26 protein-coding genes and 3 pseudogenes are annotated in these 26,491 nt (G+C 55.8%); 3 read left to right on the top strand and 26 right to left on the bottom strand.

Annotated features, from left to right (window positions below):
- Window positions 1-22: 22 nt before the first annotated feature.
- The 4 genes from ACZRJ6_RS25315 to ACZRJ6_RS25300 all read right to left on the bottom strand — a co-directional run bounded on the left by ACZRJ6_RS25315 (window position 23) and on the right by ACZRJ6_RS25300 (window position 3,104).
- Complete coding sequence (locus ACZRJ6_RS25315) at window positions 23-790, bottom strand: ABC transporter ATP-binding protein (protein ID WP_019410171.1); 768 nt, start codon at window positions 788-790, stop codon at window positions 23-25.
- A gap of 27 nt (window positions 791-817) precedes the next feature.
- Window positions 818-1,531 (bottom strand): ABC transporter permease, encoded by a 714-nt coding sequence (locus ACZRJ6_RS25310; RefSeq protein ID WP_009682423.1) that lies wholly within the window; start codon window positions 1,529-1,531, stop codon window positions 818-820.
- Window positions 1,528-2,217, bottom strand: a complete 690-nt coding sequence (locus ACZRJ6_RS25305; RefSeq protein WP_009682422.1) for an ABC transporter permease — start codon at window positions 2,215-2,217, stop codon at window positions 1,528-1,530. The genes ACZRJ6_RS25310 and ACZRJ6_RS25305 overlap by 4 nt, the downstream gene beginning before the upstream one ends.
- Window positions 2,218-2,333: 116 nt before the next feature.
- Complete coding sequence (locus ACZRJ6_RS25300) at window positions 2,334-3,104, bottom strand: ABC transporter substrate-binding protein (protein WP_009682421.1); 771 nt, start codon at window positions 3,102-3,104, stop codon at window positions 2,334-2,336.
- A 381-nt stretch (window positions 3,105-3,485) separates the two neighbouring features.
- Here ACZRJ6_RS25300 and ACZRJ6_RS25295 point away from each other — a divergent pair, with 381 nt between their 5' ends.
- Complete coding sequence (locus ACZRJ6_RS25295) at window positions 3,486-4,415, top strand: LysR substrate-binding domain-containing protein (protein WP_019410173.1); 930 nt, start codon at window positions 3,486-3,488, stop codon at window positions 4,413-4,415.
- Window positions 4,416-4,421: 6 nt separating this feature from the next.
- Here the strand turns inward: ACZRJ6_RS25295 and ACZRJ6_RS25290 are convergent.
- Window positions 4,422-5,037: pseudogene (locus ACZRJ6_RS25290) on the bottom strand (LysR substrate-binding domain-containing protein); the annotation flags it as partial.
- Between the two features lie 199 nt (window positions 5,038-5,236).
- Between ACZRJ6_RS25290 and ACZRJ6_RS25285 the strand changes: the two are divergent.
- Together ACZRJ6_RS25285 and ACZRJ6_RS25280 are read left to right on the top strand one after the other, a co-directional pair.
- Window positions 5,237-5,455: a type II toxin-antitoxin system RelE family toxin gene (locus ACZRJ6_RS25285; RefSeq protein ID WP_019410174.1), complete on the top strand. Its 219-nt coding sequence runs from the start codon at window positions 5,237-5,239 to the stop codon at window positions 5,453-5,455.
- Window positions 5,456-5,769: 314 nt separating this feature from the next.
- Window positions 5,770-6,198: pseudogene (locus tag ACZRJ6_RS25280) on the top strand ((2Fe-2S)-binding protein); the annotation flags it as partial.
- Window positions 6,199-6,471: 273 nt separating this feature from the next.
- Here ACZRJ6_RS25280 and ACZRJ6_RS25275 read toward each other — a convergent pair.
- From ACZRJ6_RS25275 to ACZRJ6_RS25175, 21 genes and pseudogenes are all read right to left on the bottom strand, one after another.
- Window positions 6,472-6,699: pseudogene (locus ACZRJ6_RS25275) on the bottom strand (oxidoreductase); the annotation flags it as partial.
- Window positions 6,700-7,109: 410 nt separating this feature from the next.
- Window positions 7,110-7,346 carry a hypothetical protein gene (locus ACZRJ6_RS25270; protein ID WP_198818293.1) on the bottom strand — a complete coding sequence of 79 codons (237 nt, stop codon included), beginning with the start codon at window positions 7,344-7,346 and terminating at the stop codon, window positions 7,110-7,112.
- Window positions 7,347-7,372: 26 nt separating this feature from the next.
- Window positions 7,373-7,765, bottom strand: coding sequence for a hypothetical protein (locus ACZRJ6_RS25265; RefSeq protein WP_198818294.1), 393 nt, complete (start codon window positions 7,763-7,765; stop codon window positions 7,373-7,375).
- Between the two features lie 38 nt (window positions 7,766-7,803).
- Window positions 7,804-8,091 (bottom strand): hypothetical protein, encoded by a 288-nt coding sequence (locus tag ACZRJ6_RS25260; protein ID WP_169906929.1) that lies wholly within the window; start codon window positions 8,089-8,091, stop codon window positions 7,804-7,806.
- 37 nt (window positions 8,092-8,128) lie between these two features.
- The gene (locus ACZRJ6_RS25255) at window positions 8,129-8,368 is read right to left on the bottom strand and encodes a hypothetical protein (protein ID WP_169906930.1); all 240 of its coding nucleotides are present in this window, start codon (window positions 8,366-8,368) and stop codon (window positions 8,129-8,131) included.
- Between the two features lie 377 nt (window positions 8,369-8,745).
- Window positions 8,746-9,075: a hypothetical protein gene (locus tag ACZRJ6_RS25250; protein ID WP_169906931.1), complete on the bottom strand. Its 330-nt coding sequence runs from the start codon at window positions 9,073-9,075 to the stop codon at window positions 8,746-8,748.
- An 87-nt stretch (window positions 9,076-9,162) separates the two neighbouring features.
- Window positions 9,163-9,375 carry a hypothetical protein gene (locus ACZRJ6_RS25245; RefSeq protein WP_169906932.1) on the bottom strand — a complete coding sequence of 71 codons (213 nt, stop codon included), beginning with the start codon at window positions 9,373-9,375 and terminating at the stop codon, window positions 9,163-9,165.
- 246 nt (window positions 9,376-9,621) lie between these two features.
- Entirely contained in the window at window positions 9,622-9,927 is a 306-nt protein-coding gene (locus ACZRJ6_RS25240) for a hypothetical protein (protein WP_169906933.1), read from the bottom strand.
- Window positions 9,928-10,579: 652 nt separating this feature from the next.
- The gene (locus tag ACZRJ6_RS25235; RefSeq protein ID WP_169906934.1) at window positions 10,580-11,353 is read right to left on the bottom strand and encodes a hypothetical protein; all 774 of its coding nucleotides are present in this window, start codon (window positions 11,351-11,353) and stop codon (window positions 10,580-10,582) included.
- A gap of 375 nt (window positions 11,354-11,728) precedes the next feature.
- Window positions 11,729-11,986, bottom strand: a complete 258-nt coding sequence (locus tag ACZRJ6_RS25230; RefSeq protein WP_233100838.1) for a plasmid replication protein RepB — start codon at window positions 11,984-11,986, stop codon at window positions 11,729-11,731.
- 269 nt (window positions 11,987-12,255) lie between these two features.
- Entirely contained in the window at window positions 12,256-12,756 is a 501-nt protein-coding gene (locus tag ACZRJ6_RS25225; RefSeq protein WP_198818295.1) for a single-stranded DNA-binding protein, read from the bottom strand.
- Window positions 12,757-12,895: 139 nt separating this feature from the next.
- Window positions 12,896-15,154, bottom strand: a complete 2,259-nt coding sequence (trbC, locus tag ACZRJ6_RS25220) for an F-type conjugative transfer protein TrbC (protein ID WP_169906938.1) — start codon at window positions 15,152-15,154, stop codon at window positions 12,896-12,898.
- Window positions 15,141-16,235 carry a thioredoxin domain-containing protein gene (locus ACZRJ6_RS25215; protein ID WP_169906939.1) on the bottom strand — a complete coding sequence of 365 codons (1,095 nt, stop codon included), beginning with the start codon at window positions 16,233-16,235 and terminating at the stop codon, window positions 15,141-15,143. Before ACZRJ6_RS25215 ends, trbC begins: the two co-directional genes overlap by 14 nt.
- Before the next feature lie 78 nt (window positions 16,236-16,313).
- Window positions 16,314-17,513 (bottom strand): secretion/conjugation apparatus DotM-related subunit, encoded by a 1,200-nt coding sequence (locus tag ACZRJ6_RS25210; RefSeq protein WP_169906940.1) that lies wholly within the window; start codon window positions 17,511-17,513, stop codon window positions 16,314-16,316.
- Window positions 17,514-17,647: 134 nt separating this feature from the next.
- Window positions 17,648-18,289: a plasmid IncI1-type surface exclusion protein ExcA gene (gene excA / locus ACZRJ6_RS25205; protein WP_169906941.1), complete on the bottom strand. Its 642-nt coding sequence runs from the start codon at window positions 18,287-18,289 to the stop codon at window positions 17,648-17,650.
- Between the two features lie 28 nt (window positions 18,290-18,317).
- A complete protein-coding gene (locus ACZRJ6_RS25200; RefSeq protein ID WP_169906948.1) occupies window positions 18,318-18,533 on the bottom strand; it encodes a helix-turn-helix domain-containing protein in 216 nt (71 codons plus the stop codon).
- A 109-nt stretch (window positions 18,534-18,642) separates the two neighbouring features.
- Complete coding sequence (locus tag ACZRJ6_RS25195; protein WP_048402780.1) at window positions 18,643-20,790, bottom strand: DotA/TraY family protein; 2,148 nt, start codon at window positions 20,788-20,790, stop codon at window positions 18,643-18,645.
- Window positions 20,791-20,918: 128 nt separating this feature from the next.
- Window positions 20,919-21,497, bottom strand: coding sequence for a conjugal transfer protein TraX (gene traX, locus ACZRJ6_RS25190; protein ID WP_198818296.1), 579 nt, complete (start codon window positions 21,495-21,497; stop codon window positions 20,919-20,921).
- Window positions 21,487-22,704, bottom strand: coding sequence for a conjugal transfer protein TraW (gene traW, locus ACZRJ6_RS25185; protein WP_233100841.1), 1,218 nt, complete (start codon window positions 22,702-22,704; stop codon window positions 21,487-21,489). Before traW ends, traX begins: the two co-directional genes overlap by 11 nt.
- Before the next feature lie 11 nt (window positions 22,705-22,715).
- The gene (locus tag ACZRJ6_RS25180) at window positions 22,716-25,769 is read right to left on the bottom strand and encodes an ATP-binding protein (protein WP_463970457.1); all 3,054 of its coding nucleotides are present in this window, start codon (window positions 25,767-25,769) and stop codon (window positions 22,716-22,718) included.
- Window positions 25,744-26,370, bottom strand: coding sequence for a hypothetical protein (locus tag ACZRJ6_RS25175; protein ID WP_048402785.1), 627 nt, complete (start codon window positions 26,368-26,370; stop codon window positions 25,744-25,746). The genes ACZRJ6_RS25180 and ACZRJ6_RS25175 overlap by 26 nt, the downstream gene beginning before the upstream one ends.
- Window positions 26,371-26,491: the final 121 nt, after the last annotated feature.

The following is a 26,491-nucleotide window of genomic DNA, read 5'->3' as shown; positions in this document are numbered from 1 at the left end:
GTTGTCTCCTGTCGAAATGGGGTTACTTCAGGCGGCCGGAGAGGAACTGGGTCAAGCGCTCGCTTTGCGGACTGACCAGCACTTCACCCGGCGGACCTTGCTCTTCAACCCGGCCTTGGTGCAGGAACATCACATGGTTGGAGACGTTGCGCGCAAACCCCATCTCGTGGGTGACCACGACCATGGTGCGACCTTCCTCGGCCAGGGCCTGCATCACTTTCAGCACCTCGCCCACCAGTTCCGGATCCAGCGCGGAAGTGGGTTCGTCGAACAACATCACTTCCGGTTCCATGGCCAAGGCACGGGCAATGGCGACCCTTTGCTGCTGGCCGCCGGACAGGTGGGACGGGTATTTTTTCTCAACGCTCGGGTCCAGACCGACTTTATGCAGGTACTGCCGCGCGCGTGCCTCTGCGTCCTTGCGCTTGACGCCCAGCACATGCACCGGTGCTTCGATGATGTTCTCCAGCACGGTCATGTGCTGCCACAGGTTGAAGTGCTGGAACACCATCGCCAGTTTGGTGCGCACTTTTTGCAGCTGACGCGGGTCGGCCACCCGCAGCGCGCCGTTGAGATCCTGTTTGGTGCGGATTTGCTCGTTGTTTACCGTGATGGTTCCGGCGCACGGCTGTTCCAGGAAGTTGATGCAACGCAGGAAGGTGCTTTTGCCCGAGCCGCTGGAGCCAATGATGCTGATTACGTCGCCAGCTTTGGCCTTGAGCGATATGCCCTTGAGTACTTCGTGGTCGCCGTATTTCTTGTGCAGCTCATCTACGCTTAGCTTATACATGTTCGATGTCTCCAAAAGGACGGTCACTCAATGCGCCTGCGGTTGCAAGAAGGCCAGCCAGCGCACTTCGCAGCGACGAAACAGCCAGACCAGGGTAAACACCATCAGCGCGTACAGCACCGCCGCCAGGCCGAAGGCTTCGAACGAGGAGTAGGTCGCAGAGTTGACGTCGCGAGCGACCTTCAATAGATCGGGCACGGTGGCGGTGAAGGCGAGAGTGGTGGAGTGCAGCATCAGGATCACTTCGTTGCTGTAGTACGGCAGCGAACGGCGCAATGCCGAGGGCAGGATGATTCGCCGGTACAGGGTGAAGGTGGACATGCCATAGGCGCGGCCTGCTTCGATCTCGCCATAGGGCGTGGCGCGGATGGCGCCGGCGAAAATCTCCGTGGTGTAGGCGCACGTGTTGAGGGCAAAGGCCAGCAGGGTGCAGTTCATGCCCTCGCGAAAAAACGCATCGAGGGTCGGTTGGTCGCGCACCACTTGCAAGCTGTAGATCCCGGTGTAGAGGATTAGCAGTTGGATATACAACGGCGTGCCGCGAAACACGTAGGTGTAGAACCATACGGGCATGCGCAGCAGCGGATTGGACGAGACTCGTGCCACGGCCAGCGGCACGGCCAGGGTGCCGCCGATGGCGATGGAAGCGACTAGCAGCCAGAGGGTCATGGCCACGCCTGAGAGTTGGTAGCCGTCAAACCAAAGGTAGGCTTTCCAGTACTCCTGGACGATATCGATCATAGCTGCGCACCTCTGACGCCCACCGAGTAGCGGCGTTCAAGCCACATCAGCACGCCGTTGGAAACGGTGGTCAGGGCCAGGTAGATCAGGCCGCCGACCACGCTGAAGAAAAACAGGTCCATGGAGTTCTTGCCCGCGTCCTGGGTGACTTTGACGATATCGATCAAACCAATGATCGACACCAGCGCCGTGGCCTTGATCAACACCTGCCAGTTGTTACCGATTCCCGGTAGGGCGAAGCGCATCATTTGTGGAAACAGCACCCGCACAAACACCTGCCGACGATTCATGCCGTAGGCCACGGCAGCTTCCAACTGGCCGGCTGGCACGGACTGAAAAGCGCCGCGGAAGGTCTCGGTGAAATAGGCACCGTAGATGAAACCCAGGGTCAGCACCCCGGCCGCGAAGGGGTTGATGTCAATCTGTTCGGTGTCCAGCCATTCAGTCAGGTTGTTCAGCCAGATCTGCAGGCTGAAGAACAGCAACAACATGATCACCAGGTCCGGCACGCTGCGAATCAGCGTGGTGTAGCCGGCGGCCAGGTGACGCAGCAGCGGTTGTTTCGATAGTTTGGCTGATGCGCCGATCAGGCCCAGCGTGACGGCCAGTACCATGGACATCAGTGCCAGCTGGATGGTCGCCAACGTACCTTCGAGAATGAGCGAACCATAGCCCTGTAAAAGCATGTTCTGTCTCTCCGTTGGCAAGGGCGGCCCGGGGGCCGGCCCTTGCGCGAAATGGATGGGCAAGGCGCCGGATCACCAAGCCGCGAGCGTTCCGGCACCGGTCAAGCGCAGGGCTTTTAGTTGTAGATGTCGAAGGTGAAGTACTTCTTCTGGATGGTGTCGTAGGTGCCGTTCTTGTGCATTTCGGCCAGTGCCCGGTTGATGGCTTCCATCAGCTGCGGCTCGTTCTTGCGCAGGCCGATGGCAATGCCTTCGCCCAGCAGTTCCTGGTTGTACACAGCGTCGCCGGCGAAGGCGAAACCGGTGTTCTTAGGCGTTTGCAAAAAACCCAGTTCGGCCACGGCGGCATCGGTCAGGCTGGCGTCGATACGGCCGCTGACCAGGTCCGGATACAGCAAGTCCTGATTGGGGTAGGTGACCATGATCACCCCTTTAGGCGCCCAGATTTTTTTGACGTACGTCTCTTGGGTAGTGCCTTGGGCTACGCCGACGCGCTTGCCTTTCAGGGATTCTGGCGTAGGCAGCAGACCGCTGTCCTTTTTCGCGATCAAACGGTTGGGGGAGTTATAGAGACGGTCGGAGAAGTCCACGTTTTTTTTGCGCTGGTCGTTGATGGTCATTGCCGACAACACGGCATCGAACTTTTTCGCCCGCAGCGCCGGGATGATGCTGTCGAATGCGTTTTCCACCCACACGCACTTGACCTTCAGCTCGGCGCAAATGGCGTTGCCCAGGTCGATGTCAAAGCCCACCAGTTGACCGTCGGGGTTTTTCGATTCGAACGGAGCGAAGGTCGGATCGACGCCAAAGCGAATGACGCTTAAATCCTTGGCCAGGACGCCGGTGGAAGCCAATGCAAAGACGGTGGCGAGGACAAATTTTTTCATTGTTGTTTTTCCTTTGTCTGACGGATCGAACGCTAACGATGTATTACAGAAAAATCTTTATATGATAGTACCTGTATATACATTAAATGCAAAATGCAGGCCAATTCACGGAAAATGCCTGCAAGGTGCTGTTTTTCGCGGTGCTGATAAGCCCGGGGTGGCTGAGTCGCCGGGCCACTATGGTTTTTTGTTACGCATGGTTACATCAGAGGCTGCACCGTATCGGGTCTTGCGCAACAACATGGGGCGTCTCCTGACCGGGACAGGTAAATACCCGCCAAAGCCAGAATACGAGGCTTTTCATATACAAAAAATGTCGAAAACTGTGGCTTGCTATAGCTCAGCTAAAGTATAAAACCGTCGATTGCTATGGAGATGATGATGAACAGCTTGCCTTCCCTGCGCGCGCTGCAGGTTTTTGAAGCCGTGGGACGTTTCGGCGGCATTGTCGAGGCCGCCAAGCGTCTGGGTATCTCGGCCGGTGCCGTCAGCCAACAAATGAAACTGCTGGAAGACACCCTGGACTTGAGCCTGACCTTGAAGGTCGGCAAGCGTATTCGCCTGACCGCCGCCGGCCAGCGTTATCACGATAGCTGCGCAGCGGCATTCGAGAGCCTGCGCATCGCCCAGGTCGAGGTCGAGCGGTCGAAAAACGCCAGCAACCTGCGCATCAGCGCTTTGCCGTCATTGCTGTCGGATTGGTTGGCACCGCACATCTATGCCTGGCAGGACGAGCACCCGGAACTCAATTTGTTTCTCGATGGCAGTCACGCCGAACCTTCGCCAGAGGGCTACGACATCGATTTTCGCTTCACCTACGGCGACTACGTGGCCACTGAAAACGCCATCGAACTGTTTCGCGATTGCGTGGTGCCGGTGTGCAGCCCTTGGTTGTTGCGGCCTGATGTGCTGCTCAACAAACCGGCAGACCTGCTGGCATATCCGCTGCTGTCCATCGACTGGCTACCGAAGTTTGCCTCGCCGCCTTCGTGGCGTGACTGGTTCAAGGCCCAACAGGTGGACTGCGAAAGCATTCGCGATGGCTACCGCGTGTATTCCTTGTCTGCCATGGCAATCCAGGCCGCATTGGCGGGGCAGGGTGTGGTACTGGCGCAATACTCAATGGTGGCTGATGCGTTGTCAGATGGGCGTTTGATCAGGCCGTTTGCCCGGGCCTTGCCCTTGCCGTCGGCGTATTTTTTGGTGGGTGCCAAGGGCGCGTTCGACAAGGCCCACTGCCGCGACTTCCACCGTTGGATTGTGGCGCGCGGGCGTGAGCAAATGGTGATCAATCAGCGGTTGCTGGCGTAGCCGTCACTAGGCTGCGCTTGAGCTCAGGTTTTCGTCGGACAGTTCGCTGTTGGAGCGCCGGCACAGGTAGTACTGGCGGCCGTCATCCACGTGCAGGTCGAACAGCTTTACCAGTTCGCCGCTGGCGACATCGGCGCCACCAACGGCTCGCGCAGCAGCGAGCAACCCAGGCCGGTCAGCGCCAGTTGCCCGTCTTCGAGCAGCAAGCCATTGAGCGCACTGGCGTGCTTGACCTCGGCGACTTGAAACCATTCGGCCCAGGTGCCGCGTTCTTCGTCGTGCAGCAACGGCAGTTGGCTCAAGGCCTGGGGCGAGTCGATGGGGGCGTGGCGCTGAAGGAATTCGCGGCTGCAATAGGGCGAGACGGCACCCGAGATCAGCGGCTCGCTGTGATTGCCCGGCCAGTGGCTGGTTCGCTGGAATAGCTGCGGTGGTTTGCGTAGGTGACGTTGATGTCCAGTTCCGGGTTTTGCGCCAGGAACTCGACCAGCCTCGGAATGAACAGGTTGATGCCAAACAGCGGAATCAAGCTGATGGTCACCTGGCGCATGACGGACTTCTCGCGCACATGCTCGGTGGCGCTGTGCAATACCGCGAAAGCCGAGCGGATGGCACGGTAATAGGGGGCATGCCGAGATAAGGCAAAGTTCACTAATTTGGTATGCAACTACTTGTCTGGATTGATAATTCCCGAGACAACGCGATGGCGTGCGCAGATTGTCCTAGGTGGCCAGCCATTTAGGACGGCTTGAGGTGGGTACGCAAGCCTTTATAGAACAACAGTATGCGAAGCAAATGTCCTAATTTTCCCTTATCTCGGCATGACCCCTCAAATCGCCAAACGCATTCTGCTGTTCCTGCATGAACGTGTGTCGAGCTTGGAGGATCCACGCAGCATTGGCGAAGCCTTAAAAGACTCAAGCTTAGGGGATTTTTGGAAGTATCGCGTGGGGGATTACCGCCTCATCAGCAGCATCGAGGACGGTGCGTTGCGCATCCTGGTCGTCAAGATTGGTAACCGCCGTGAGGTGTACCGGTAAGTAACGTATGGGTTAGGTTGGCGAATTTTGGTGGGCTGTCTGGGGCTATACCCAACGCTCTTATTGGTACTGAGTTTATTGGGGCCGCTGACCCATGATCTGAGCTTTCCGCTGATGGTCTTGGTGGAGGTGGTGGTTTGGGTGCCTTTCACTCAGATCATCTCCTTTCCGCTGGCAGGGTGGCTGGTTTCTCGTTTAAGGCGAATTAATCAGTGAGTACGTGGACTGTTTCAGTCAGCGTCACGTGCCATTAACACATTAAAAAGCGATGACTACAGTTGTCGGCATTAACCCAATTAGGCAGAGGAAAGACCATGCAAACGTTAATCATCAACGGACAGTCGCAGCAGGTTGACGTTGCAGCGGATATGCCTCTGCTGTGGGTCTTGCGCGATGTGCTCGGCCTGACAGGGACAAAATACGGCTGTGGCATTGCTCAGTGTGGGGTGTGCACCGTGCATCTCGACGGCCAGCCGATCCGTTCGTGTGTGACTCCTATTTCGGCTGTGGCAGGTCGCTCAATCACCACCATTGAGGCCATCGGTGAGACGGCCGTGGGCAAAGCCGTGCAGCAGGCCTGGCTAGCGCATGAGGTGGTGCAGTGCGGTTACTGCCAGTCAGGACAGATCATGGCAGCAACTGCTCTTCTGAATAGCCAGCCGACGCCCGATGACCAGGCGATTGATGCGGCCATGGCGGGTAATCTTTGTCGCTGCGCCACTTACACCCGCATTCGCACGGCCACACTCCGGGTAGCTGTGCAGTTCTGTCATGTTGAGATGTCCCTCATGGTTTGCCAGGTTAGTTATCTCCGCAGCGCTGAGTGTGGACGGGTAGGCAAGGTGTTGAGTGGCAATCAGGTGTGTCTCGCGAGTAAGGCTCCATTATCCAGACGCGGCATGACGGCGTAAGTAATTCTGCGCTACAGCGAAGTCGCTAGCGAGGTGGCGACCGCTTTTGTTGTGCCTGAAGAATACGGCCGTCAGGGTTAAGCCGTGACGGCCGGTGGAGCGGATTTACTCGGCGTAGGTCGGGTAATCGCTGTACCCCTTTTCCGTGCCGCCGTACATGCTGCTTGGGTCGACCGGGTTGAGCGGCCAGCCATTGGCAATGCGCTGCGGCAAATCGGGGTTGGCAATGAACGGGCGACAAAAGGCAATCAAGTCGCCCAGGCCAGCCTCCAAGGTTTCCGCGCCGCGTTGTGCGGTGTAGCGGCCGGCGTAGATGATGCGCCCGCTAAATAGGGGTTCGGGGAGCAATGGAACAGTAAACGCACTTAAGCCCAGTACCTGCCCGCAAACCAGCGCTCTGTCTGGGGAGTACGATAAAACCACCGTTTTATGAAACCGCTTTAACGAACATCAGGAAGGACCGTAAACATCCGAAAAGCGGTTCGATAAACTCGTTTCGACAATCAGAGTTCTCCAATCAACAGTCACATACGAGTAAAGCGAACTCTAATTCGTGCTTACGTTGGTTTTCGGTTCCATTGCTCCCCAAACCCCAGTACCACACCTCACTGCCCTGGACCCTCACGGCCCGCTGCCGCAGCCATTCATAGCGTTCCGCATATTGGCGTAGCTGGGCAAGATCTTCACCCGGTTGCAGCTCCGCAACCGGCGACAGTCGAATATCTAGTGGCTTGGCCATCGGTCTAAATATCCTGTGCCCGGCTGTCGAGCCGACTGCGCATACGATCTTCAAAAAACTTGGCACATGCTCCACGAGGCGGTCGATCTTTTGACCCCAGCCTTTTGAACCATTCGCCGTAAGCTGTTTGGCCGCGAAGGTGAAAATTTAGCGCCTGCTGTAAGTCGGAGTCGGCTTTAAAATCAATCGGGAAACCGTCAGAACCGACGATTGGTGTACCACTTGGGTAAGAGCTCAACATTGTTTATCTCCTCCAACTATCCATACTCAGCCCGTCCGTAGGGAAATGACCTGAAAGGCTTTGCCTTTGCTCCAGGAACACGCGACTTTGATCAGCGTCAGGATTTGTGCATCCGTCATACCGGGAGCCAGCTGGATTACCCCTTGGCCTGTCGAAAACCGTTCTTCAAGCAGCACATTAAGATCGATGTCAGGTCCTGGCTCAGTGGCTTTTGGGATGTCGGGTGCAATGGCCATCCGCAAGCCACATGTTTCGCACAGGTACGTATCGCACCCATTGCCATCTTTTGGCCCATCCTTCATTCCTTTGACCGAAACTTTGATCCAGCTTTTCGAATAAGGCTGATCATTTTCGGAGGTTTTTTCCTCGCCCTGGTGACCGTTAGGACAGACATAGTGTTGGGAGGTGCGCATGGTCATTATTATTTTCCTGTCGCTACTCAGTGTTGCGTCGGACGCTAAGGCTTGCTCAGCAACGCGACGATATATGCCTGATCCGCCAGTGTCATAACTCGTACAACTGGACCTGGTTCCCCTGGGTCAACAACATCACCAACTGCTACGACGCCACGACCAGAAACCTCCCAAAGCCGACCAGCAAGCCAGATTTCTGGATAACCCTCATCATCAACCTTGAACACAGCTGCACCGTCTGTGGCTAGCAATTGAAGATGAGCGGATGGCTTCAGTAAAACCTCTCCGGCTGACACGGGTTCAAGTTTTAATGTACTTGCCGATTTTGCCATCACAGATTCTCCTTTCAACGAGGCAGTGATATTTCCTTTACCTTGCAGCTTCCGAAAAATCAACGCGAGTAACTGCAAACCCAGACGCTACCGACATTACGTCGAAGTCATAACCAAGTTGCCGAGCGAAGGTCCGAAGGCCTGTTATTTCAAGGTCATCAGCATAGCTGCGGCCGTTAGATTGATAGCCTTTCCCAATTTCACGGAGGCGATTTTCAATCATGCTCAGTAGATAACTGACGGTTTCTTCTTGAATAGTAATTTGCTTGTCAGACATGGTGTGGTCCTTCTCTTTCCATTAACAGTTGAGCGAGTCGTCATCAATCGCTCTGACGCCATAGCCGCGTCTCTCCTACTACCGAAGCCCAGCGAAGGAGCGGTGATATGCGGCTGATTTTTCTTCAACTGAACGCTTGCCAGAATTGGTCCATCACAACCACCTTCCGACCAGGTGTTTTACCTTTGAAAAACCGCCCTCGTGGCAACCGATCCCCACGATTCAATTTCTGACGCCATTCCTCGAAAGCTGCTGTCTTCCGACGGTATGCTTCAAAGCGCTGCATGTCCGGGAGGGTCTGTGTAACTTGCACAATTCGAACCCCATATTTACGGGCTGTGCTGACTGATGATTGAATGGTCATAGTGGGCCTTTCCTCAACCTTTGGCCGGGTAGCCGATAAAAGTTTCGCTGCCTTGAACAGAACCAGCAGGCAGGGGCACAACCAGGCTAATCGCTCGCGTTACACCATCGCCGCAAATTTTACGATTAATGGCGACTTCCAGATTGTTACTTCCAGCCGTTTCGACAACCTTGCCATAGAACCGGCACTGATCCCCCTTGACCTCTTGAAGCGCGATCCTGTCACCAATCGATGGCTGAGGGTTCTTGTTCAGCATCAACATCTCAACACCTGGGGCTGTATCAGCTGCTGCATGAGCAATCGAACCGACGACCATTAAAGTTACCGCAACCAGAAGTTTCATCTTCATTCCTTTGATTTCGAGGACACGTTAAAGCGTATCCCTCTGCATGTTTAGCCCCGACTGGCGGGGCTAATCGAGTATGGTGGATCAGTCCACAATTAGGGTAGGCACCAACCGAACGGACTCCGCTCGGGCAGTTTCGTAGTCGCCACCATCAGGACAGATCACAACTTTTTCGGAAGAGCTGTAACGACGCTTGATGTAAGCCTCTGCACCGCGTTTACCTTTCGCTTCAAAAGAATCAATGTTTTGCCCACCGAAGTAAGCATGGAAAAGAGTGACAGGTACTGGTTTGCCCATGATTGATTCCCCTACAAGGTTTACCTGGAGCGGTAGCCGCCGCTCGTTTCAGGTATCAGCGCCGGTGCGATGCTGGTGTTCATATTCTATCAACCCAACAGAGTTATGTCACCACTAGTCATTACAATAAATGCACAATTTTCGACTTATTTTCAAACGGCCTCATGCGAGGCCACCACTAAAAACGCCCGGGCCATTGTCGAAACACACTTGTGCATCTACCACTCCCCGACGCCCGCTTTAGATCTAGGAAATAGGCTTTATCAAAGCCGGCGCCAAGATATGACGGTCGAGTGGTACATCTTTCCGCCACTTCATACCGTCTCCCTCTACCCATTCAGTAAGTATTTCTGCGGTGAGTTGTTCGCCATTGCTGAGAAGAACCATAACCTCAGCCATAGCCTGGTGATAACCACGGCGATATGTACCTTCCTTTTGAACATCAGTGGGCCCCAGGTCAGCCCACGGACCTAAACCGTTACCAGCAATAAATCTCTCAATATCAAAACTCATAAACGCCTCATTAATGTCAGTGATTTTGTCGAACTTCATAAACCATAACCACCGTACAAGTCTCATAGCAAGGGTTTAGGATCTGGTCGGAAATCTTTAAATCAATGCCTTCACCGAAGGCACATGGCAGCATTCGCGTTTCTGATCCGTAAAATGAGCCTGCGCGCACACGCGCCCGGTTGAGGCGCAGGGCGGCTTGCCGTCCTGGGGCGATTTATCCGGGTCTTAGCGCCCGAAGGGTGGCCGGAGGCCAGGGCAGGGCAGCTTTATCGCCCTGGGCCGCTTAGACAGGCTGTTACGCGGTAGTCGGGTTTGTTTCCAGGCAGCGGGTGCAGGGGCCGCAGGCCTCTGCCGGGGTTTGGGGCGAGTAGCCCCATGCTCTTTACCGTGCCGTGCCGTAGGCACGACTTTGCACGGGCGCTATCTGAGAGGTGGTACACCTCGTAAAGCCCTGTTTTTTACCCGTAGGGGGAAACTGAAGGGGGTATAAAATTCCATTTATTTTAAAGCCCCGGCCGGTGACCTCGACGGGCTCCAGAACACGAGCCAGAAATGCCGGCGACACCGGCGAATCAGTGGCTTTTTCGAGAGATGGCCAGCTGTCCCTGGGACACGCACAAATCGCAGGCGTGAAGCGGCCTCCGCGTGAGCGGATACAGAAAAAAGGGAAGGAAGGGTAGTGTTTGGAAGCTTAGCCTGACGCCTTGACAGCGACGTTGGCCAACAGCTTGCTCAACCTGTCAGTAACCTGGTTACCAGTCACCGCCTGCGGCTTCGATGGTCCACCGTCTGGCGATTGGCTCTGGCCCACTGATGCCGGCCTGTCGTCTGATTCGCGGCTTTCTTTGGCACGCCAACGATTACGGGACACTTCACGACGCAGCAGTTCCTTCGAATGGCGCTCCATGTCGTCGAGACGACGCTGGCCAATCACATTCAATTGAACCTGGCGACGTTTGCGCGCGGAGTTCTGCACCCGCTCAAACACATGCAGTAACCCAAGGTCTTTCCAGAAGAGTTTGGTGAAGCGGATAAGCACGCGTGTACGCACCAGGTGCAAGCCGTTCTCGTCCTTTTCATCCAGGCGCACACGCTCGATGCGTCGGTACACATACCCGGCCGCGTCGAAGGTCTGAAATAGCCGGCAAAGCACCGGTGCTGAAATAGGCGAGTCCTCAGCAATACGACGCTGGGTATTGAGGACATAGCGTCCATTGTCTTCATCGAGGTAGCCCAGGACGCCGGTGGCCAGATCCAGACGAATCAGCATCTGCTCGGCTGACTTCTCGATCGCTACGAACTTCTCGATACGGGTACGGCGATCGCCATTCACACGGTCTAAACGACGCAGATAGCGGCCACGGTACTGGACCATATTACTCAGCCGCTCAAAGGCAGAACGAATCAGGGGGTTTTTCAGCTGCTGTTCAGTGAGGTGTCGGGGTACCGCATAAGACGCCGGCATAGGCCGGGCAGCTCGTCGCAATGCGGAGTGGGGATTAGAGGGGTCAAGTCGAACGACTTTAAGCTTTGCCATTAAACCTCCCCTCCACGGCAGCAGGTACCGTTCAGAGGGGAAGCTTTGACTACTGCGATCTGCGGACTGTTGCCGTATGAGACGTGCACAGCCACTGCGAATATGAATTCCATTTTTCTACGCCATTTGGCGGAAAGCTAATTATGTTGACATTCTGCGACTTGCAAGAATCCGCAGTACGCGCCATAATCGGCTCACCGTTTGTTGTTGTTGAGCAGGTTTTCACCGTCGAAAGAGAAAGACCTGTTCTGGATTTTCCAAAAAGCCCGGTTACCAGCCGGGCTTTTTGGTTTCTGCGATTTGTTAAGCCACTTTAAGATTCCCTCCAGAGAACCTAATCTTCATTTCTGCAAAGCCTACACGCTGAGCATCCGCGTGAACTGCCTCAAGACTCTTGTAGACCTTTTGCCTGTCCGATCGAGCGACCGTCATAAAGTCATGCGAACCGTTGGTGCGGACAACCATTAGCAACCACGCGTCGTTAGCCATAGCAACCGGAACAGCCTCAGCCGCTCTCAATTCACCCTGTTCAAACTTGTCGCGCATCGCTGAAAGGTCCATGGTCATCGCACCTCAACCTGTAATTCATCCTGCAACGATAAGCGCCGCCGCATGAAAATGCAAATTCATGCAGATTGAATGCTCATTCGACGGGCTATTGCGGGCACTCTCGTGCAGGAAAATAGGGTTTCGTGCGGAGCATCTTTGATGCGGATCTGGACAAAAAGGGATGGTGCGTCCCTTAAATCCGTTATTGCTACTTCTTAAATGTCGGCAGAACAGGCATTTCCGCTGCTGTTCCGCCTGACAAAGCAGTTAACTGTAGGGGACTAGAACGGCAAATCATCGTCAAAATTTTCGTAGTCCTGATCCGGTTCTGGCTGTGATGAAGACTGTGGCCCCTGGGTATTGGCCGGCTGCGGCCGGGGAGCCTGGCGAGGCACGTTGTCGTCCGGACCCGCTTGAGAGGCCTGTCGATCGCCCTGTGGACGCCCGCCCAAAAGCTGCATCGTCCCGCGCATGTCCACATGTATCTCCGTGGCGTAGCGCTTGATCCCGTCCTTTTCCCACTCTCGGGTCTGCAACTTGCCTTCGATGTACACCTGAGTGCCTTTACGCACGTATTGCCCAGCGATTTCCGCCACCTTGTCAAACAGCACCACGCGGTGCCATTCGGTCTTTTCAACCTTTTGACCAGTCTGCTTGTCGGTCCATTGTTCGCTGGTGGCCAGGCTCAGATTAATTACTGCCTTACCGTTAGGGGTGGACCGTAACTCCGGGTCTTGCCCGCAAGTGCCGACCAAAATCACTTTATTTACGCCGCGTGCCATGGTGTTTCTCCTCGTTACTTGGGTTTGAAAATCAAGGTGCAAGTTTTTCTCGGTACCACTAGATGTGGTGCCTTGATCATCTGCCGGCGACACAACATGTAGTGTCATGGCCCGCTCAAAGCCCACTCTATGACGCCCGTTAATTCATTTCGTCTTCATAGATCGGGGGTTGCAGGTCGTTTCTCTGTGGCCTCGGCGCTGCAGCTCTAGGCGCAGCAGCTTGGGCATTCGGGACATTGGCCGGTCGGATGTGCTGCGCCTGGTAGTCCTCCAGACGCTTGCTGCCCACCGTTAACGCCTGTGCGGTACGCGACTGCGCCTGATAACCACGGCCGCGCTTGGGGACATGCTGCAATGCGGTGTTCCATAACAACGAGCTGCGCACCGCTGCCCCTGGACGCCGACGCCAAATGGCTTGCCATTCCTCGTCCAAGTCATTCAAGGCCACCAGCAACGGATCAGTCAGCACCAGGCTTTCCAGGTCGCTGCGACCAGGCTTCATCGCCACATGGTGCAAAATCCGTTGCACTCGATCCGCACGCGGATAGCTGCGCCGGACCCTGGCAGGCGCACCGGCCAACAAGGTCTCCAGCCCTGGCGGGGCGACCTCGATAAAGCGGTTGATATGGATGGCTTCCTTGGAAAGCTTGTCGACATCATCGACATACATGGAACTGCCGCGAATCACATTCCCTTTGTAAAGGGTGATGTTTTCACCCTCCTGCAACTGCTGGACTTCCTCGACACTGACCTTTTTGTCCTTGCTCATGGTCAAGGTGTCGGAGTCTTCCCAGTTGGAACTCAACATGCCCGGTTGACGCACCAAGCCGGACATTTGGGGTACATACTCGTCACCCGCCATCAACTGCAGGATCTCCAGCGTGTCCTTCGGGTCCATGATTTTCCCGGTGATCCGGGTGCCCATGTTGGCAATCAACGTCCAGACTTTATCGCCGGCAGCGGATTTGAGGCGCTGCGCCTCCTGGCTCGCCAACAGCAAGCAAATACCAATGGACCGCACTTGCGTCGCCAACTCGCCTATTTTGTCGGTGTAGTAGGCCCCTACCTCATCCAAGATCCACAAGAACGGGAAGCGGTCCTTGTACTTGCGAATCACCAGAATATCTTCGGGCTTACCCTCCAGCTTCTCACCCAGATCCTGGCTCAGGATCATGGCCGCCTGCGACACGTACAAACGGCCAAGGGTCGCCGCCTCGGTCGAGGAAATTTCCAGAGCCGGAATCAATACCTGCAGGATGCGGTCGTTATGCACCACGTCCTTGAGGTCGATATCGCCGGCGTCAAGGGCAAACACATGGCCGTAGGTATCGTTAAACAAGGCCAGCATGCGAGTGAATTGCTGGATCAAATACCCGTGCTGATTCAGTGCCTCCGGCGCCCATTCAGAAGGGGAGTCCACCTTGGCCAAGTCAAACCCGGCCAGAGTGCCCAGGTAGTTTTCCAGCGGTAACCGGGCCTCTTCATGCCATTGTTGCTCCACTGCCTGGATATAGAGCTTGGCGATCGCGCGCAGCGGTAAATGCGCCTGAATCGTGCGCTGAGACATGACCGTCCCTTCACGCCGGCACTTGTACACCAGGCCAAACACCAGGGCTTGGATCATGGCCCGGGCTTTCTCCTGCCAGCCACCATCGTTGCCGGCCGGGGGCAACATCGAATCCATCAGGTTGATGATGTAGGTTTCCTGGGCGATACCAAACGCATTGATGGTGTTGGTCTGCCCTCGGCTTTTATTGCCTTCAAGCAGATCCTGTGCCCGGGATTTACCACCCGTGATGAAACTCATTGTCCGAACGTCATCCTCCCGGCCATAGCGCCGTGCCAGGGAGGTAATGGCGGCGGATACATCGTTTTGGGCCTTGCCGTCAGAATAAATTAGCCCTTTCCCGTAGCTGAGCTGGCCAACGACATACCCCAAAAGTGCCTCAGTTTTGCCGGCGCCGGTCGTGCCGAACATCAAAATATGGCGCGTCATGTCATCCATGGAGAGCCACAGCTCACGCCCGGCATCCCGGGCCCGCAAATAGCCCATATACAAGATGCCAGCAGCCTTGCTCATGGAGGTGCGCATGACCGTCACCGGCAAAAAACCCAGTAACTTGCCCGGTACCTGGCGTTGCGTCGAAGGATCGAAACGGTCCATGTCCGAAGGCATCCGCATAGGCATCTGCCAGGGTTCCAGCAGCATCGAGGGGGCCCAGAAAATCATGATGGGCAAGCTCAACCACAGGCTGGCCGGATACACGATGCCACCCACCACGGACCCGACCAGTCCCAACGCGAGACTTCCGGGCCCCATCATCCACTCGCCCAATGCCGAGTGGTAAATCCGGCGGTTTAGGCGCGTACGCTCGACGGCGTAGTCATTGGCTCGCATCCGATACCTCCTGGCCCTTCTGCGCCGGTTGTTCGTCCAGGAAGGCTTGCAGTTTCAGCGGGTCGCGCAAAAGCGCCTGCGACACGTAACGGCCATCGTCGCTAATCACCCAAGGCGTGCCAGGTATTAGATAGGCCTGATAGGCCACCTGATTGATTCCCAGAGCCTTGAGGGCCACATCGCATTCACCAGGTTGCGCCGCTTTTGAGTCCGCCCCTTCCGACGCCTGCTTTTCCAATTGTTTGCCCAGGTTCAACCCATCAGGTGCCGAATCAAACAACGCGTCCCAGGCCGCTTTGCGCTGTTCAGGTGGCAGGCACAGCACTGGCGTAATGGCTGCAATCGACTTTTCCTTACCAATCACCGGTACCGGAAACACCACCACGTTGAAGGCGTCAGACAGGGCATTCAGTGCAGGTTCTAGGCGCTTGCAGTTGGGGCAACTGGGGTCAGCGAAGACATACAATGTCCGTGCGTGGCCGCTGGAGTAGTCCACGGTAAACAGCTTGCGCTCTGCAGCGTTGTGGAGCTTGTTCGGGAGCGTGGCCCGAATCGCCTGTGGCAAGGCCCAGCCGTCATCTGGCACCTCACTTGAGGCTGTCGGGCTTGGCGCTGGCTCTGCCGGCCGTACTGCTGCTGCGCTTGGAGCGCTGAGGACCGGGAGGGGAGTTATGGGTTTAGGTGCGTGGAGCACCGGACTGATGACTGCCAGATCAGCCGTTTCCGGAACGGGTAATGCCGTCCCTCGGCCAACCCAAACAAGACCTAGGAAAAACACAAACAACACCAACACCATGCAAACCACACGGCGCAGGGTTTTCAGTCGCCCATGATCCAGCTGTGCCATGGCCACTTGGGTGAGCAGATCGTGAGCCTCATCGCGATTAAGGGTTTCGAGTGAGAATTCAAACCCTTGAGCATCACGGCAAACCACATTGCCATTGTTCAAATAAAAGGAGGGCTTTTGGCGTAGGTCCAAGGTACAGAGCGTGCGGTTGACGCCATCTACTGTCTGAGTGATGACAAGGTGATTAGCTTTGATAAGCACCGAAAACGGCGCGTGCAGGGATGCCGAGGCCATGGAGTTTCCTCTAGTAGAAATAGGTAGGGATGGAGCGTCAGAACAGTGCGGGGACGTGCAGAGGCAACTAAACGTTTATCAGGCGGGCTCGTCGACCACGGTTTCATGCACGGCATAAATCGCCGTCATAACGGGAACATCAGAAGCCTCTCGACGCTTGGCCATGATGACTTCGCGTGGGAAAACCAGGCCGATGCTTTCCAGCTCGATCTGCAAGCCTTCGATGGCTTGCGTGACCATCAACCCGGGACGTGGCAAACCCTTCTTTTTGGCATGAACCTCTGCCCGGGCTTGAGCCTGCACACCGGCGCCCTCAACAAACACCTTGGCGGTGTCCGCGCTATGCAGGGCATACCACAAGGTGCGGTCGACACCTTTGAGCCAGCGGAAACGCGCAGGCGGTAAGCGAAGGTCCCGTCCGTACAAGCCGACTAATGCTGTTCGCACCGACACATGGCTTTCCAGCCACTCACTGACGCCTGGAGCCTGTTTCAGACGCTCAAAGCCCTTATCAGCCAGTCGGTAGAGCGGCGTCACCGAGTAGCGTTTGCGGCGCAACAAGCCACTGACCATACAAGAGCGGTTCAGGTCATCAAGCAATCGGGTTGCGGCTTTGCGGTCATCGAGAAACACCTGCTGACCAAACACGGCCAACAAGGCCCGCTCATAAGGTGTCCAGTCCGAAAGACCGTTATGAACACCGCCGATCTGAGCTTCAAACGCCGAGCGCGATGCATCCAGATCCAGCACTTTGCGCTGCACCAGGTTGTACCGATCGGCAAACTCTTCGGGCTTGAGCGCCCAGGCATTAGCGGCTGAGGTGTCATTCATCAAACCATCAGGCCCTGATGCGGCCAAGACTGGTATCACTGAGGGGGCAAACGCACTCACCAGTCCAGGCAGAGTGTGGATGTTCACCATCCGTTTACTGCGAAACGGCAGTGCAGGGTGTTGCGCTAAACCCATCGCACTCATCACCACCAGCGGCACCAGGAACAGCATGAAGATCCCGCTGGTTTGGTTCATTACGTCGATCCATTCGTTCAACGTAACGTCTTTGGCGTTATTGGCCACCTCAGCGAGAAGGTTGATCTTGCCCCCGGCCCAGGTATGGAGTGGCCCGAAGTCCACTATTTTCCATAACCAATAAAGCGTCCAGGTAGTCCAGTACACGAACGAATCGAAAAACAGCCAGCACAGCAGTACAGCGGCACAAAACGCTAGAAACACATACGCTTGCTCGCCCTCCCATGCGCTTTGTTGAGGTCGATTTTGCATTGGGATGTCCTACGAAGGTTAAAACCAACTAACTGGAATGGCCATTAATGGCCCACAAACAATCACACCGCCCGGATGGGCAGTGTGAGAGGGTAAGCGCGTCAGGGTAAAACGAAGAAAGGGGATCTATTGCTTCACGCCAGGCGTGGGATTTGAATCTGGAAATCGCTTTCCAATTTTTCGATCTGGTCACGCACGTGCTGCGCAAACGGCTTAGCCCTGTTGGTATTTTTGTATTCCATAGCTCCCAAGGTATCGAACCAGCGCTGCGCCCAAGGGGTAGCGATTTCAATACGCGGCAGGTCAGGGAACTTAGTATTTAGACGAAACATGTTCCCTTCAACTTCGCGGTTGGTCCAGTCATCCATGGTCAAGCCCACAACGTCCACCTGTCCTTTACGGATTCTATGAACATACAAAATCGTGCCGTTTTTCTTGTCGATCCCCAGGTACTTACCTTCACCTTGGCGATACATTTCGTAGCCAACTTCAGGAGCGAAGTACGCAGAATCACGAAGAGACGCCGTGATTTTTTTGAGTAAGCGATTCCGGCTCCATACGCCATACACAAATATCCCAATTGATACAATTATTACGGCCCAGATAATAACGGTACCCAATGCGTCATCTGCGACTCGTCCCATGGACTTGCCTGATGTCACCATGAAAAACATTACTACACCTATGAACAGTAAAAATGGGAATGCAAAAAACATATAGAGACTTTTTACGATCCCAATCCATCCCTCTTTGGCGGTTTTCAAACGTTGCACCATGACCTTACCCTCATGATTGAGAAGAATTTCATTCTGTTGAATCGGCTAAACACTCAAGCGCAAACTGAACCCGATAATCAGCCACCCTATACAGCGGCTCAGACTCATCACGCAGGTAATTTCGAAAGCCTGTCCACGACATACCAAGCAGCTGGGCCGCCTTGCGTTGACTAACCCCCGCCTTATCGATCAGCTCGCGTAGATAACGCGGATCTGGATTGTGATTGCAAGCATCAGGCTTCATCAAACAAGATTCCTGCTGTCGTAGCACCTTAACCATGGATACAGCGTAGCGGATAACATTGTTACCCAAGCCGCCGTTTATCGGACAGCAGAAACTTGTTTGTAACTGATCATTGAATACCGTCCCCTCCACCTCCACCGCCAGGATTACGCCTAGGTTGGCTTCGCATACCTGGCATGCGCTGCGCCCCACCTCCTGCAGCACCAAACATGCCCTTCATGTTATCGACCATACCGCCCATCACATTGGCCCCTTCACGACCGCCCAGGAACGAAATCACATAGTCAGCAAGGGACGCTTGCAGACCAAAGATCCGAGTGACACCAAAGGTCGCGATACGGGCGTAGATCATCAACCAGCCAATCATCTTGAACAGCCCAACAATGGAGTCCGCATTGGCATTAGCCAGTGCAGAGGCGAACAGCAGATTAAGGATTGTGCCCCCAGCCATAACGGCCACGGCCGCAAAGAAGAAACCCAGCACCATCAGTGCCGGTCGCAACATCATGTCGATCAAGAAGATATAGCCGTAGGCACTCCGACTACCTTTGTCTTCCTCCGCCCCCAAGTGCGTTGCAGCCCACATTGGACCAGCGGCACAACCCACCAAGACACTGACAATCCAGTTAAATACCCCCGTCATCCAGAACAAAAAAGGCACTGCTGGCAAAAACACTGCCAAGGAAAAGCCGATGGCCATCAATGCAAACATAACGAAAAAGAAGATTGGGGCCAGAGCGCCCAGCACATCTTTCGCCACTTCACCGCCGTTGATACCAAAGACTTGCCCAAGTGTCCCCAGGACCGAGTTACTGGCCGCCGAAGCAGCACCCACAGCAAGTGCATAAACCGCCATCGATGTTTCTGTTGCGACCAATGTGTAATCGCCAATCGCCTGCATTTTGATCAGCGGGTTTACTTGGTTAGAGAAATTGGCGTCCGTGCCAACTTTCAACGTAGCTATTCCGCTCGTAATCATTTGCATAGGATTTTTGAAAAAGCTCACAAACACCGAGTTGGGATCTTCCGCTGTAACTGCCGCTCCATCATCCTTGGCGGTCTGTGTCCCCAATGGCGCTGTATAGGTGCTGTTCTGCACCTGCGCCCGATAGGCCGCAAACACCTGGTTGTAAAGATCGCTGGTGCCATGTTCGCCGACATGACTCATTCCAGTGACAACCGGCGTCGAGCTGGCCACGTCATTGGTCTTGCTATTGGCCGTAGCGAAGGTGTGATACCAACTACCCAAGGCAACCCAACCACTGCTTTTGATCTGACTTGATAGCTGGCTTTGCAGCGTATCCTTGAAGTCGATCTTAGTCAGCGCCTGGTTGACCGTATTTTCATACTCTGCGGCCGCGTTCTGGATCTGCGTCTCGGCATCCTGAAAACTCCCCACGTCTTGGTCACGCTTGCTCAGGTAGGTGTCCACAAATGACCGCGCTGCCTGATCCATAGAGCTTTGCATCGTGTCCAACGCTTGACGCTGCGCCGTGATAACGCCATTCGTATCCACATCACTGTCAAACAGCAGATTCCAGGTACCGGTGCGGCCTGTGTTGGGCGTTTTGGCAGAGCCACACACGGCACTGCCATTGCCGGTGTCGTATTGACCATTACCGCCCTTGGTGGTCATCAGAGGTGTATTGGCTTCTCCATCCGCATACAACGACTGCAACTCACGGTTAATCGCGTACTTGCACAGGTTCATCTCAAAGATGCCCCGGGCAGATGACCGAGTGACCGGCGCCGTTGGCTGCGTCACCATCGAATAGCCACTGCTCATCATATCGACGGCTTTATCCGTCAATAGATTCGCCCCACCGACCCCCATCACAGATGTGGCCCACAGCATAACCAGCTGGGCCAGCGACCAGCCCGATGCAGTGGGTAGCAAGGTGATGAATCCGGCGAACGTCATAATCGGATACACCGCTGAGCGCCCCCCGTTAAAGACTTGCCCCTGGTGCCCTGACTTCACAATGGTTCTCATCGTGATTGCCAGAAACCAGAACAAGGCCAGCACGCTCAAAAAACCGTTGATGAGCGCGAACAACGATCCGATCAACGTGGGGGTTGAAGGGGCAAACGGATTAAGCACCACGTCGCCAAAAATCATCACCAGTGCCTGCCGTGACAGGTCGTTGGTCTTTTGGGCCGCAGCCGCGATAGTCTGATAATCCACAGTGTCGGCCAGGGCCGGCAGGGAAAAGACCAGCAACAGTCCGACCCACCAAAATTTATTGGTAAGTTTCATAGAGTTTTCCGTGTGAGATGCCGGACCGCGAAAGGGACCGTAGAGGTGAAACAGAAGAAAAGTCGTAAGCCAAAAAGGACGCCGACCCAGGGCAAGGAAGAGGTGTTCCCCTTATCTACAAAGCGGAGTCACCGCGCGGCGCCCAACGTAAGCACCTGCCGGCCCCAATGATTTTCGGTCAGGAAGTCCTTGAAGGTGCCCCCTTCACTCTCGCTGACGCGCCTCTCCTGCAGTTGCCATACGCGGTAGGTGGTAATCAGTGTTTTCACAAACCCAAGCCCACCTGCGCCTGCCAGTACCAGGATCGTTATCACTGCGCGCAACAGCGTACCGGAGGGCAAACCGTGTGCGAGCAGTACCAGGCCCGACAGCACCAATGCCAACCCTCCGCCAATTACCATCAAGCACCACCAGGTGAGCCGAATACGCGTGAAGGTGGTGTTTAGCTGCTCAATGGTCCTGCCGCTACATGCCACTGCCTGAGCCCAATCCAGTGATTCAGACGGGACGGACTGGTGGTTCAGAAGAGCCCAAGCCTCACGCAGCCGGCCCATAGTCGGTTGCACACCCTGGCGATAAATCACTCCCAGGTCCGAGAACGGGTTGATAATCGACAACCCCACGTGCCCGACGCGTTGTAATGGCGTACTGGTGGTCTTATCGGTTTCCTGCGTTTTTTCACCGGCGTTTCGAGGATCAGTTTTCATGTGCTGTCACTCCCGAACTCATTTTTGAACCCAGCTCTTGAAGCTGCGGTACGTACTTGGCATCGGCCGCCAGGGCTAATTGCTGGCCTGCAATGATGTTGGCCTGACGCTGATCATTTTTAAGTCCCAATTGCAGCCAATTGCCCAAGCTCTGCACTCGTACCAGCTCACGCGTCAGGTTTTCACCGCTCATAGCCTGCAAGTCAGTCTCATAGGCTGTATTGGCATAACGTCTGCCCACCTCAAAGGCCTCAAACTCGCGTTCACTCATCACACCCGTGCGTTGCGCTTCCTGACTGCCGGTGGTGGCGAAATACTCCGCCGCTGATGGGCTTTGCAAGGCTTCTTGCAGCGCGTCCTTCGTGGCCGGATTGGCCTGACTGGCGGCGATCATGTCCAGTTGCGGTTGAGTGGCCGCGCTTTGAATCGCCTTGTACTGGGTCATCAACCCCTGATATTCACGCCCAGTGGCTGACTGGATTTCGCCCTTACCCGGTACCCGACCACCGTCATGACGCGCAGAGTTTTTCATGTAGGCCATCCCCGCATCTATCTGGTCCTGGTTGAAGGTCAGGTCAGGGGCCTTACCCACCGCTCCCGCACCGTCGAGCAACGAACGCATTTCAATGTCGCCCCCTGGCAGGCTGGACACACCCGGGCACAAGTCCGTGCCGCCATACTGCGCGGCCTCGCTCTCGGTGCAATATGCAGCGTGCATGGCTGCACTGCGATAGCCACCCTGGCGTGGTGCGACGGGCAATGAGGCGATGGTTTTGCGCACCACCGCACTACTGACGCCCGATCCCGTAGCAAGGGTTGAGGAATTGGAACGACTCACCTTGCCTACCGTTGCAGCCATACCAGAAGCAGACTCGCTGCAAATACTGTCCGCTACTGTGTACTGCTCTCGGGCACGCTCCAGGCGCTCAGTCTGACGCCCGAAAATGTCCGCTTCGCGTTGAGCGCGGGCCGATTCAGTGATGACGGCGACCTGCTTGTCACTGGCCTGCACAATGGCCGTGCCGATCTGCATATCAGTGGTTAGAATTTCCGCCAAGGTGGCTTGAAGCCCCACCATGGCAGGCATAACTTGTATGGTGATTGGTACGCTGGACACCTCCGCCGTCGGCTGCACATAGGCAAAAGCCTGCGGCCCCCCCAGCACACTCATGGCCAGCGCGGTTAACGTATAACGTCTTTTCATCATGATTTATTCCCTCAAAGGTTGTAACCGCGCCGTGTGATCAGTTCATTGGCCAGAGTGCGGATCACGTTGTTTTCGTCCGCCTCACCAGCCTCTTTCTGACGCAGCGCTACGAGCTTTTCCGCCGTGCCTTGCGGGAAGGCTTCGGCCAACATGACGCGGGCCGTGGCACCTCCCACTTCCTCGTACAGCAGACGGCGCAAAGAGCTGTCGGTGGGTGATGAGTTCAAAGCCCAAAGTTCCAGAGGCCCCAAAGCGTTTTTCAGAATCCGCGCCAGGGTGCCGCCGCCCTTGATCCGAAACACACCCAAAAACGGAACGCCGCTGCCGTCCGCTGCCGGACCTGATCCGGTGCGCTGAAATGTGCGAATCGTTACCTTCGGCACTTTGAAGCGGTCGATCAGTAAGTGTTCGTCATCGGGGTCCACCTCCATCATGAACAACGAGTTGGCCGAACGCAGAATCGCGTCGGGAAAGTCACGCACGTATTGCGAAGACAACACGGTACGGACCCCGAACTTGCGTTGCTCGCGGTCCTGGGTTTCCAGCATCGGGAAGATGAAGGGCACCTTGGCGGCGTTGTGTAGCTCGTCGTAGACCTTCGTTTTGACTTCCTGGTCGAGCTGCTCCAGTCGGTCCTTATGCAAGGGGTGATAAAGCTTGGGCACCGCCTCCAACAAGGCCTCCTTGTATTGAGGCAACACAAAATCACCACCAGCCACCTGGCCCGCGAACAAGAACATGATCCCGGTTTTCAAGTGCCCGGACTTGCTGTCATCGCCCATCACGTTGTTCAGGTCGATAGCAATCACTCGCGTGCGCGGACTGATTACAAACTGCGTGCGCCCGGCCAACATCTTGAATTCGTTGGTGGCGTCGGTCATGCAGCGGTGCAGGTACTCCAACAGGACTTCCTGGCTCTCATCGCGTTGCACCCGACCAAATGCCCCCTGTACGTCTTCATGGTTCAAGAAGCTGGTCATGTCCGCCAGTTCCGGTACCGCCTGAAACTGGGCGCGCTGAGCTTCCTGTACAAACCCTGCTTCAAACAACAAGTCGCGGACCTCGTACCAGGTAGTGCTTTCCCACCACTGGGCCGGGTAACGCTCGATCAGGCCACTTTTGTCCAGGGCTGCGTCGACCACAGGTACAACACCTCGCGTCCAGGCCCTGGGACTGGTTTCAGCATTGGCGGTGTAGGCCATGCTGATGATGCGCTCCAAGATCTGCCGGGTATCACGCTCGTTTGGCGGGTTGCCCGTCGATGGATCAATACACATGGCCGTGAGCATGCTGATGATCCAGTTACGCTCGTGGGGGATTGGGAAGCGTGCGCCCAACTGGATATCAAACAGGTTGCGGCAATGTTTGGTGCTGTTTTGCAGCACGATCCCGACGACTTCGTCCTTGCGCTCTGGTGGCAGACTATCGCGCAGCAAGGCCACCTGACCCTGCATCGAAAAGCCCTTATCCACGCCGGCGATGAACGGTAACTGCCGCTGGGCGCTGGATACCATTGTGTTCCCCAGTGCATTCAGCAGCACCGACTTGCCCAGCCCCGGAGAACCAACAATCACGTTAGTGAGCTTGTTCTGCTTGCTGGTGGCCAGCCCAACTGGGTACAGCTTGCCATCCAGTGTTGGGAACAAGGCGTTACCGTCATCTTCCCAAGCGGAGGCAGGACGGGTGATCGGCAACAGGTTCAGCACCTCTGACAGCGGCGGATACAACAGATGTGGGCCACTGCCTTTGTTGGAAGCAACTAAGGTCGACGCCCAGGCCCGTACCGGGTTACCGAAGGTTTGCGTCACCTCACAGACACCCCAGGACTGAAAGGCCTGGGTAAGCAGCGTCAGATTACGTGTCACCGTGGCCTTACTATCACCCCAGGTGGACGCCATGATGGTCATCACGCACACCGGCTCTTCCTGCTCGATCCGCGTCAGGGTTTCTATGGAGTTCCACACCGGCCGCAGCGCCGGCACAAACGCCATAAAATCGAGGGTTGATTTCTTGGCCCCCAGCGACTTCATGCCGCCCGGCATCAGGTCCATGCGTACACGCCACGGCACACCACGCGGCACCAATGCTTTGAGGTGGGCAAAGGTCTGCGGCGCCTGCGGTCCGAGGGCTACTGACAAGGTTCCATGCCAGGTTCCATTGATGCACAGCTTGTTTCCGTGGGTTTCCATGTCCTGGTTCATCAACTGAAAGTTCAGATGCGGTGCCAGGAAAGGCGTGTGGTCATCCCCTTGACGCACGCCATGCGGGGTAATGGGATCATCAGGTAACAGTGGTTGCCAGGCGTCACTGGTGCCCTCGCGGTCCACCTGCGAGCGCAGAGCCTGACCCACGTCGTGGGCATCGAGCAATTCCAGCAGCACACCCTGGCCGTTATCACTAAATGCGCTTTCCACAGCGCTCAGAAAGCCATCGTGTCGGATTTTCAACCCGGCCATTTCGGCCAACACTGGGTTTTGCCCAAATTTCGCATCTGGGCTTTGGCCGATCAGCTCTTTGAGGCGTTTGTTTTCATCGACCAGCTCATGCGCGGATAGAGCTTTTCGCCCGGTGTAACACACCATGTAGCAACGCTCCCGCGATACCCACGGGGCAAGCTTCTCGACGTGTTCATCCAAAATAGGCGTCATGTCGATGCCGGTACGCTTCACGGAAACGTATTGGGGAGCCAACAAGCGCTGAACTTCCTTTCGGCCCTGCTCCGGATCGTCTTCAAATACCAGACTGACCTTGTGCCCATGACGGCGATAGTGAGCCGTCAGCGCCTGAGTCATACGCTCAAGTCGACCACTCCAGGAATAGGGCTCGTTAACTGCTGCAGCTTCGTCGGTATCGCAAAAGCTTCCGGCCACTGCATACACCGTGCAGTAATCACCCTCATCGTTGACCAAGATATACGGGGCTTTGAGGCCCGGGTGACGGGTCCGGTCATCCTCGGTCAGACGCACGATCGTTTGCAGGTCGCAGTAGTCCGGCAGATCCCGGGACACGGCAAACCGCGAGGTTTCAGTAATCAGGTTTTCAACCCAACGTATCAGGCTCGACATACAAATCACTCCGGGTATAGGTGTCCCAGCTTCGGGAGGTGAGTACGGCAGCAGCGGTTTTCCCGCTGGGCAGTAACAACGTCAGGTCATCAAACCTGTCAGGTGGCAAAATCAGGGCACAGCCCGTCAGTCGGGTTTGCAGGGTTAAGCGCTTATGGGGGGGCAGACGTTGAAGGGCCATGGCGTACTCTCCCGCTCGCGCCGTGCCCCATGCCTGCTCAACTTCACGGCCATGGCGGGCAAGCCACAGCCATATTTTTTGGCCCTCACGGCGCTGGATTTTGTTTCCTGCCCGGATGGCTATCAGGGCGCGGCGCTGCAGGTGATGCACGTCGCTCATCGCCATACCAGGCAAAAAGGCCAGAAGCCCATGGGCCGCCGTTGGGCTGTCCAGGTGCCCGGCCAGGTAACAGAGGGTGCAAACGGTATGGGAGTCGGTGAATCCGGCCCTGGCGCCCTGCCACAGTTTTTCAGTCCAGATCCCACAGCAGGCGCATCGATCGCCTGCGATGGCCACCGGCACCGGCAACTCAGGGTCGCCACTGATATCAAGCATCAGGGGGGCCAGTGGGGGTTGTTCATGTTGGATATCGACATCCATAAGCGCTCCTTCTGGATCACTTCAGAATTCGGAAAAGTCGTAGTTTTTGGCTTGTACGGCTAACCGCCGTAGGTTTGCGTCAGAAATACAACGGCTGAACCGTTGTGGTGCACTTGGTCCG

It is taken from the genome of Pseudomonas sp. C321 (assembly GCF_055407105.1).
Note: the sequence above shows the minus strand (reverse complement) of the source record. Positions and strands in the feature narration are given on the sequence as shown.

Coding starts and splice junctions, on each gene's coding strand:
- ACZRJ6_RS25210 (WP_169906940.1), bottom strand. CDS start 17,513: ATGCAAAATCGACCTCAACAAAGCGCATGGGAGGGCGAGCAAGCGTAT.
- ACZRJ6_RS25300 (WP_009682421.1), bottom strand. CDS start 3,104: ATGAAAAAATTTGTCCTCGCCACCGTCTTTGCATTGGCTTCCACCGGC.
- ACZRJ6_RS25310 (WP_009682423.1), bottom strand. CDS start 1,531: ATGATCGATATCGTCCAGGAGTACTGGAAAGCCTACCTTTGGTTTGAC.
- ACZRJ6_RS25285 (WP_019410174.1), top strand. CDS start 5,237: ATGACCCCTCAAATCGCCAAACGCATTCTGCTGTTCCTGCATGAACGT.
- ACZRJ6_RS25235 (WP_169906934.1), bottom strand. CDS start 11,353: ATGCCGGCGTCTTATGCGGTACCCCGACACCTCACTGAACAGCAGCTG.
- ACZRJ6_RS25305 (WP_009682422.1), bottom strand. CDS start 2,217: ATGCTTTTACAGGGCTATGGTTCGCTCATTCTCGAAGGTACGTTGGCG.
- ACZRJ6_RS25195 (WP_048402780.1), bottom strand. CDS start 20,790: ATGAAACTTACCAATAAATTTTGGTGGGTCGGACTGTTGCTGGTCTTT.
- trbC (WP_169906938.1), bottom strand. CDS start 15,154: ATGCGAGCCAATGACTACGCCGTCGAGCGTACGCGCCTAAACCGCCGG.
- ACZRJ6_RS25230 (WP_233100838.1), bottom strand. CDS start 11,986: ATGGACCTTTCAGCGATGCGCGACAAGTTTGAACAGGGTGAATTGAGA.
- ACZRJ6_RS25175 (WP_048402785.1), bottom strand. CDS start 26,370: ATGGATGTCGATATCCAACATGAACAACCCCCACTGGCCCCCCTGATG.
- ACZRJ6_RS25215 (WP_169906939.1), bottom strand. CDS start 16,235: ATGGCCTCGGCATCCCTGCACGCGCCGTTTTCGGTGCTTATCAAAGCT.
- traX (WP_198818296.1), bottom strand. CDS start 21,497: ATGAAAACTGATCCTCGAAACGCCGGTGAAAAAACGCAGGAAACCGAT.
- ACZRJ6_RS25315 (WP_019410171.1), bottom strand. CDS start 790: ATGTATAAGCTAAGCGTAGATGAGCTGCACAAGAAATACGGCGACCAC.
- ACZRJ6_RS25260 (WP_169906929.1), bottom strand. CDS start 8,091: ATGGCAAAATCGGCAAGTACATTAAAACTTGAACCCGTGTCAGCCGGA.
- ACZRJ6_RS25200 (WP_169906948.1), bottom strand. CDS start 18,533: ATGAAGCCTGATGCTTGCAATCACAATCCAGATCCGCGTTATCTACGC.
- ACZRJ6_RS25270 (WP_198818293.1), bottom strand. CDS start 7,346: ATGTTGAGCTCTTACCCAAGTGGTACACCAATCGTCGGTTCTGACGGT.
- ACZRJ6_RS25225 (WP_198818295.1), bottom strand. CDS start 12,756: ATGGCACGCGGCGTAAATAAAGTGATTTTGGTCGGCACTTGCGGGCAA.
- ACZRJ6_RS25180 (WP_463970457.1), bottom strand. CDS start 25,769: ATGTCGAGCCTGATACGTTGGGTTGAAAACCTGATTACTGAAACCTCG.
- ACZRJ6_RS25250 (WP_169906931.1), bottom strand. CDS start 9,075: ATGAAACTTCTGGTTGCGGTAACTTTAATGGTCGTCGGTTCGATTGCT.
- ACZRJ6_RS25295 (WP_019410173.1), top strand. CDS start 3,486: ATGAACAGCTTGCCTTCCCTGCGCGCGCTGCAGGTTTTTGAAGCCGTG.
- ACZRJ6_RS25255 (WP_169906930.1), bottom strand. CDS start 8,368: ATGTCTGACAAGCAAATTACTATTCAAGAAGAAACCGTCAGTTATCTA.
- ACZRJ6_RS25265 (WP_198818294.1), bottom strand. CDS start 7,765: ATGACCATGCGCACCTCCCAACACTATGTCTGTCCTAACGGTCACCAG.
- ACZRJ6_RS25240 (WP_169906933.1), bottom strand. CDS start 9,927: ATGAAGTTCGACAAAATCACTGACATTAATGAGGCGTTTATGAGTTTT.
- excA (WP_169906941.1), bottom strand. CDS start 18,289: ATGGTGCAACGTTTGAAAACCGCCAAAGAGGGATGGATTGGGATCGTA.
- ACZRJ6_RS25245 (WP_169906932.1), bottom strand. CDS start 9,375: ATGGGCAAACCAGTACCTGTCACTCTTTTCCATGCTTACTTCGGTGGG.
- traW (WP_233100841.1), bottom strand. CDS start 22,704: ATGATGAAAAGACGTTATACGTTAACCGCGCTGGCCATGAGTGTGCTG.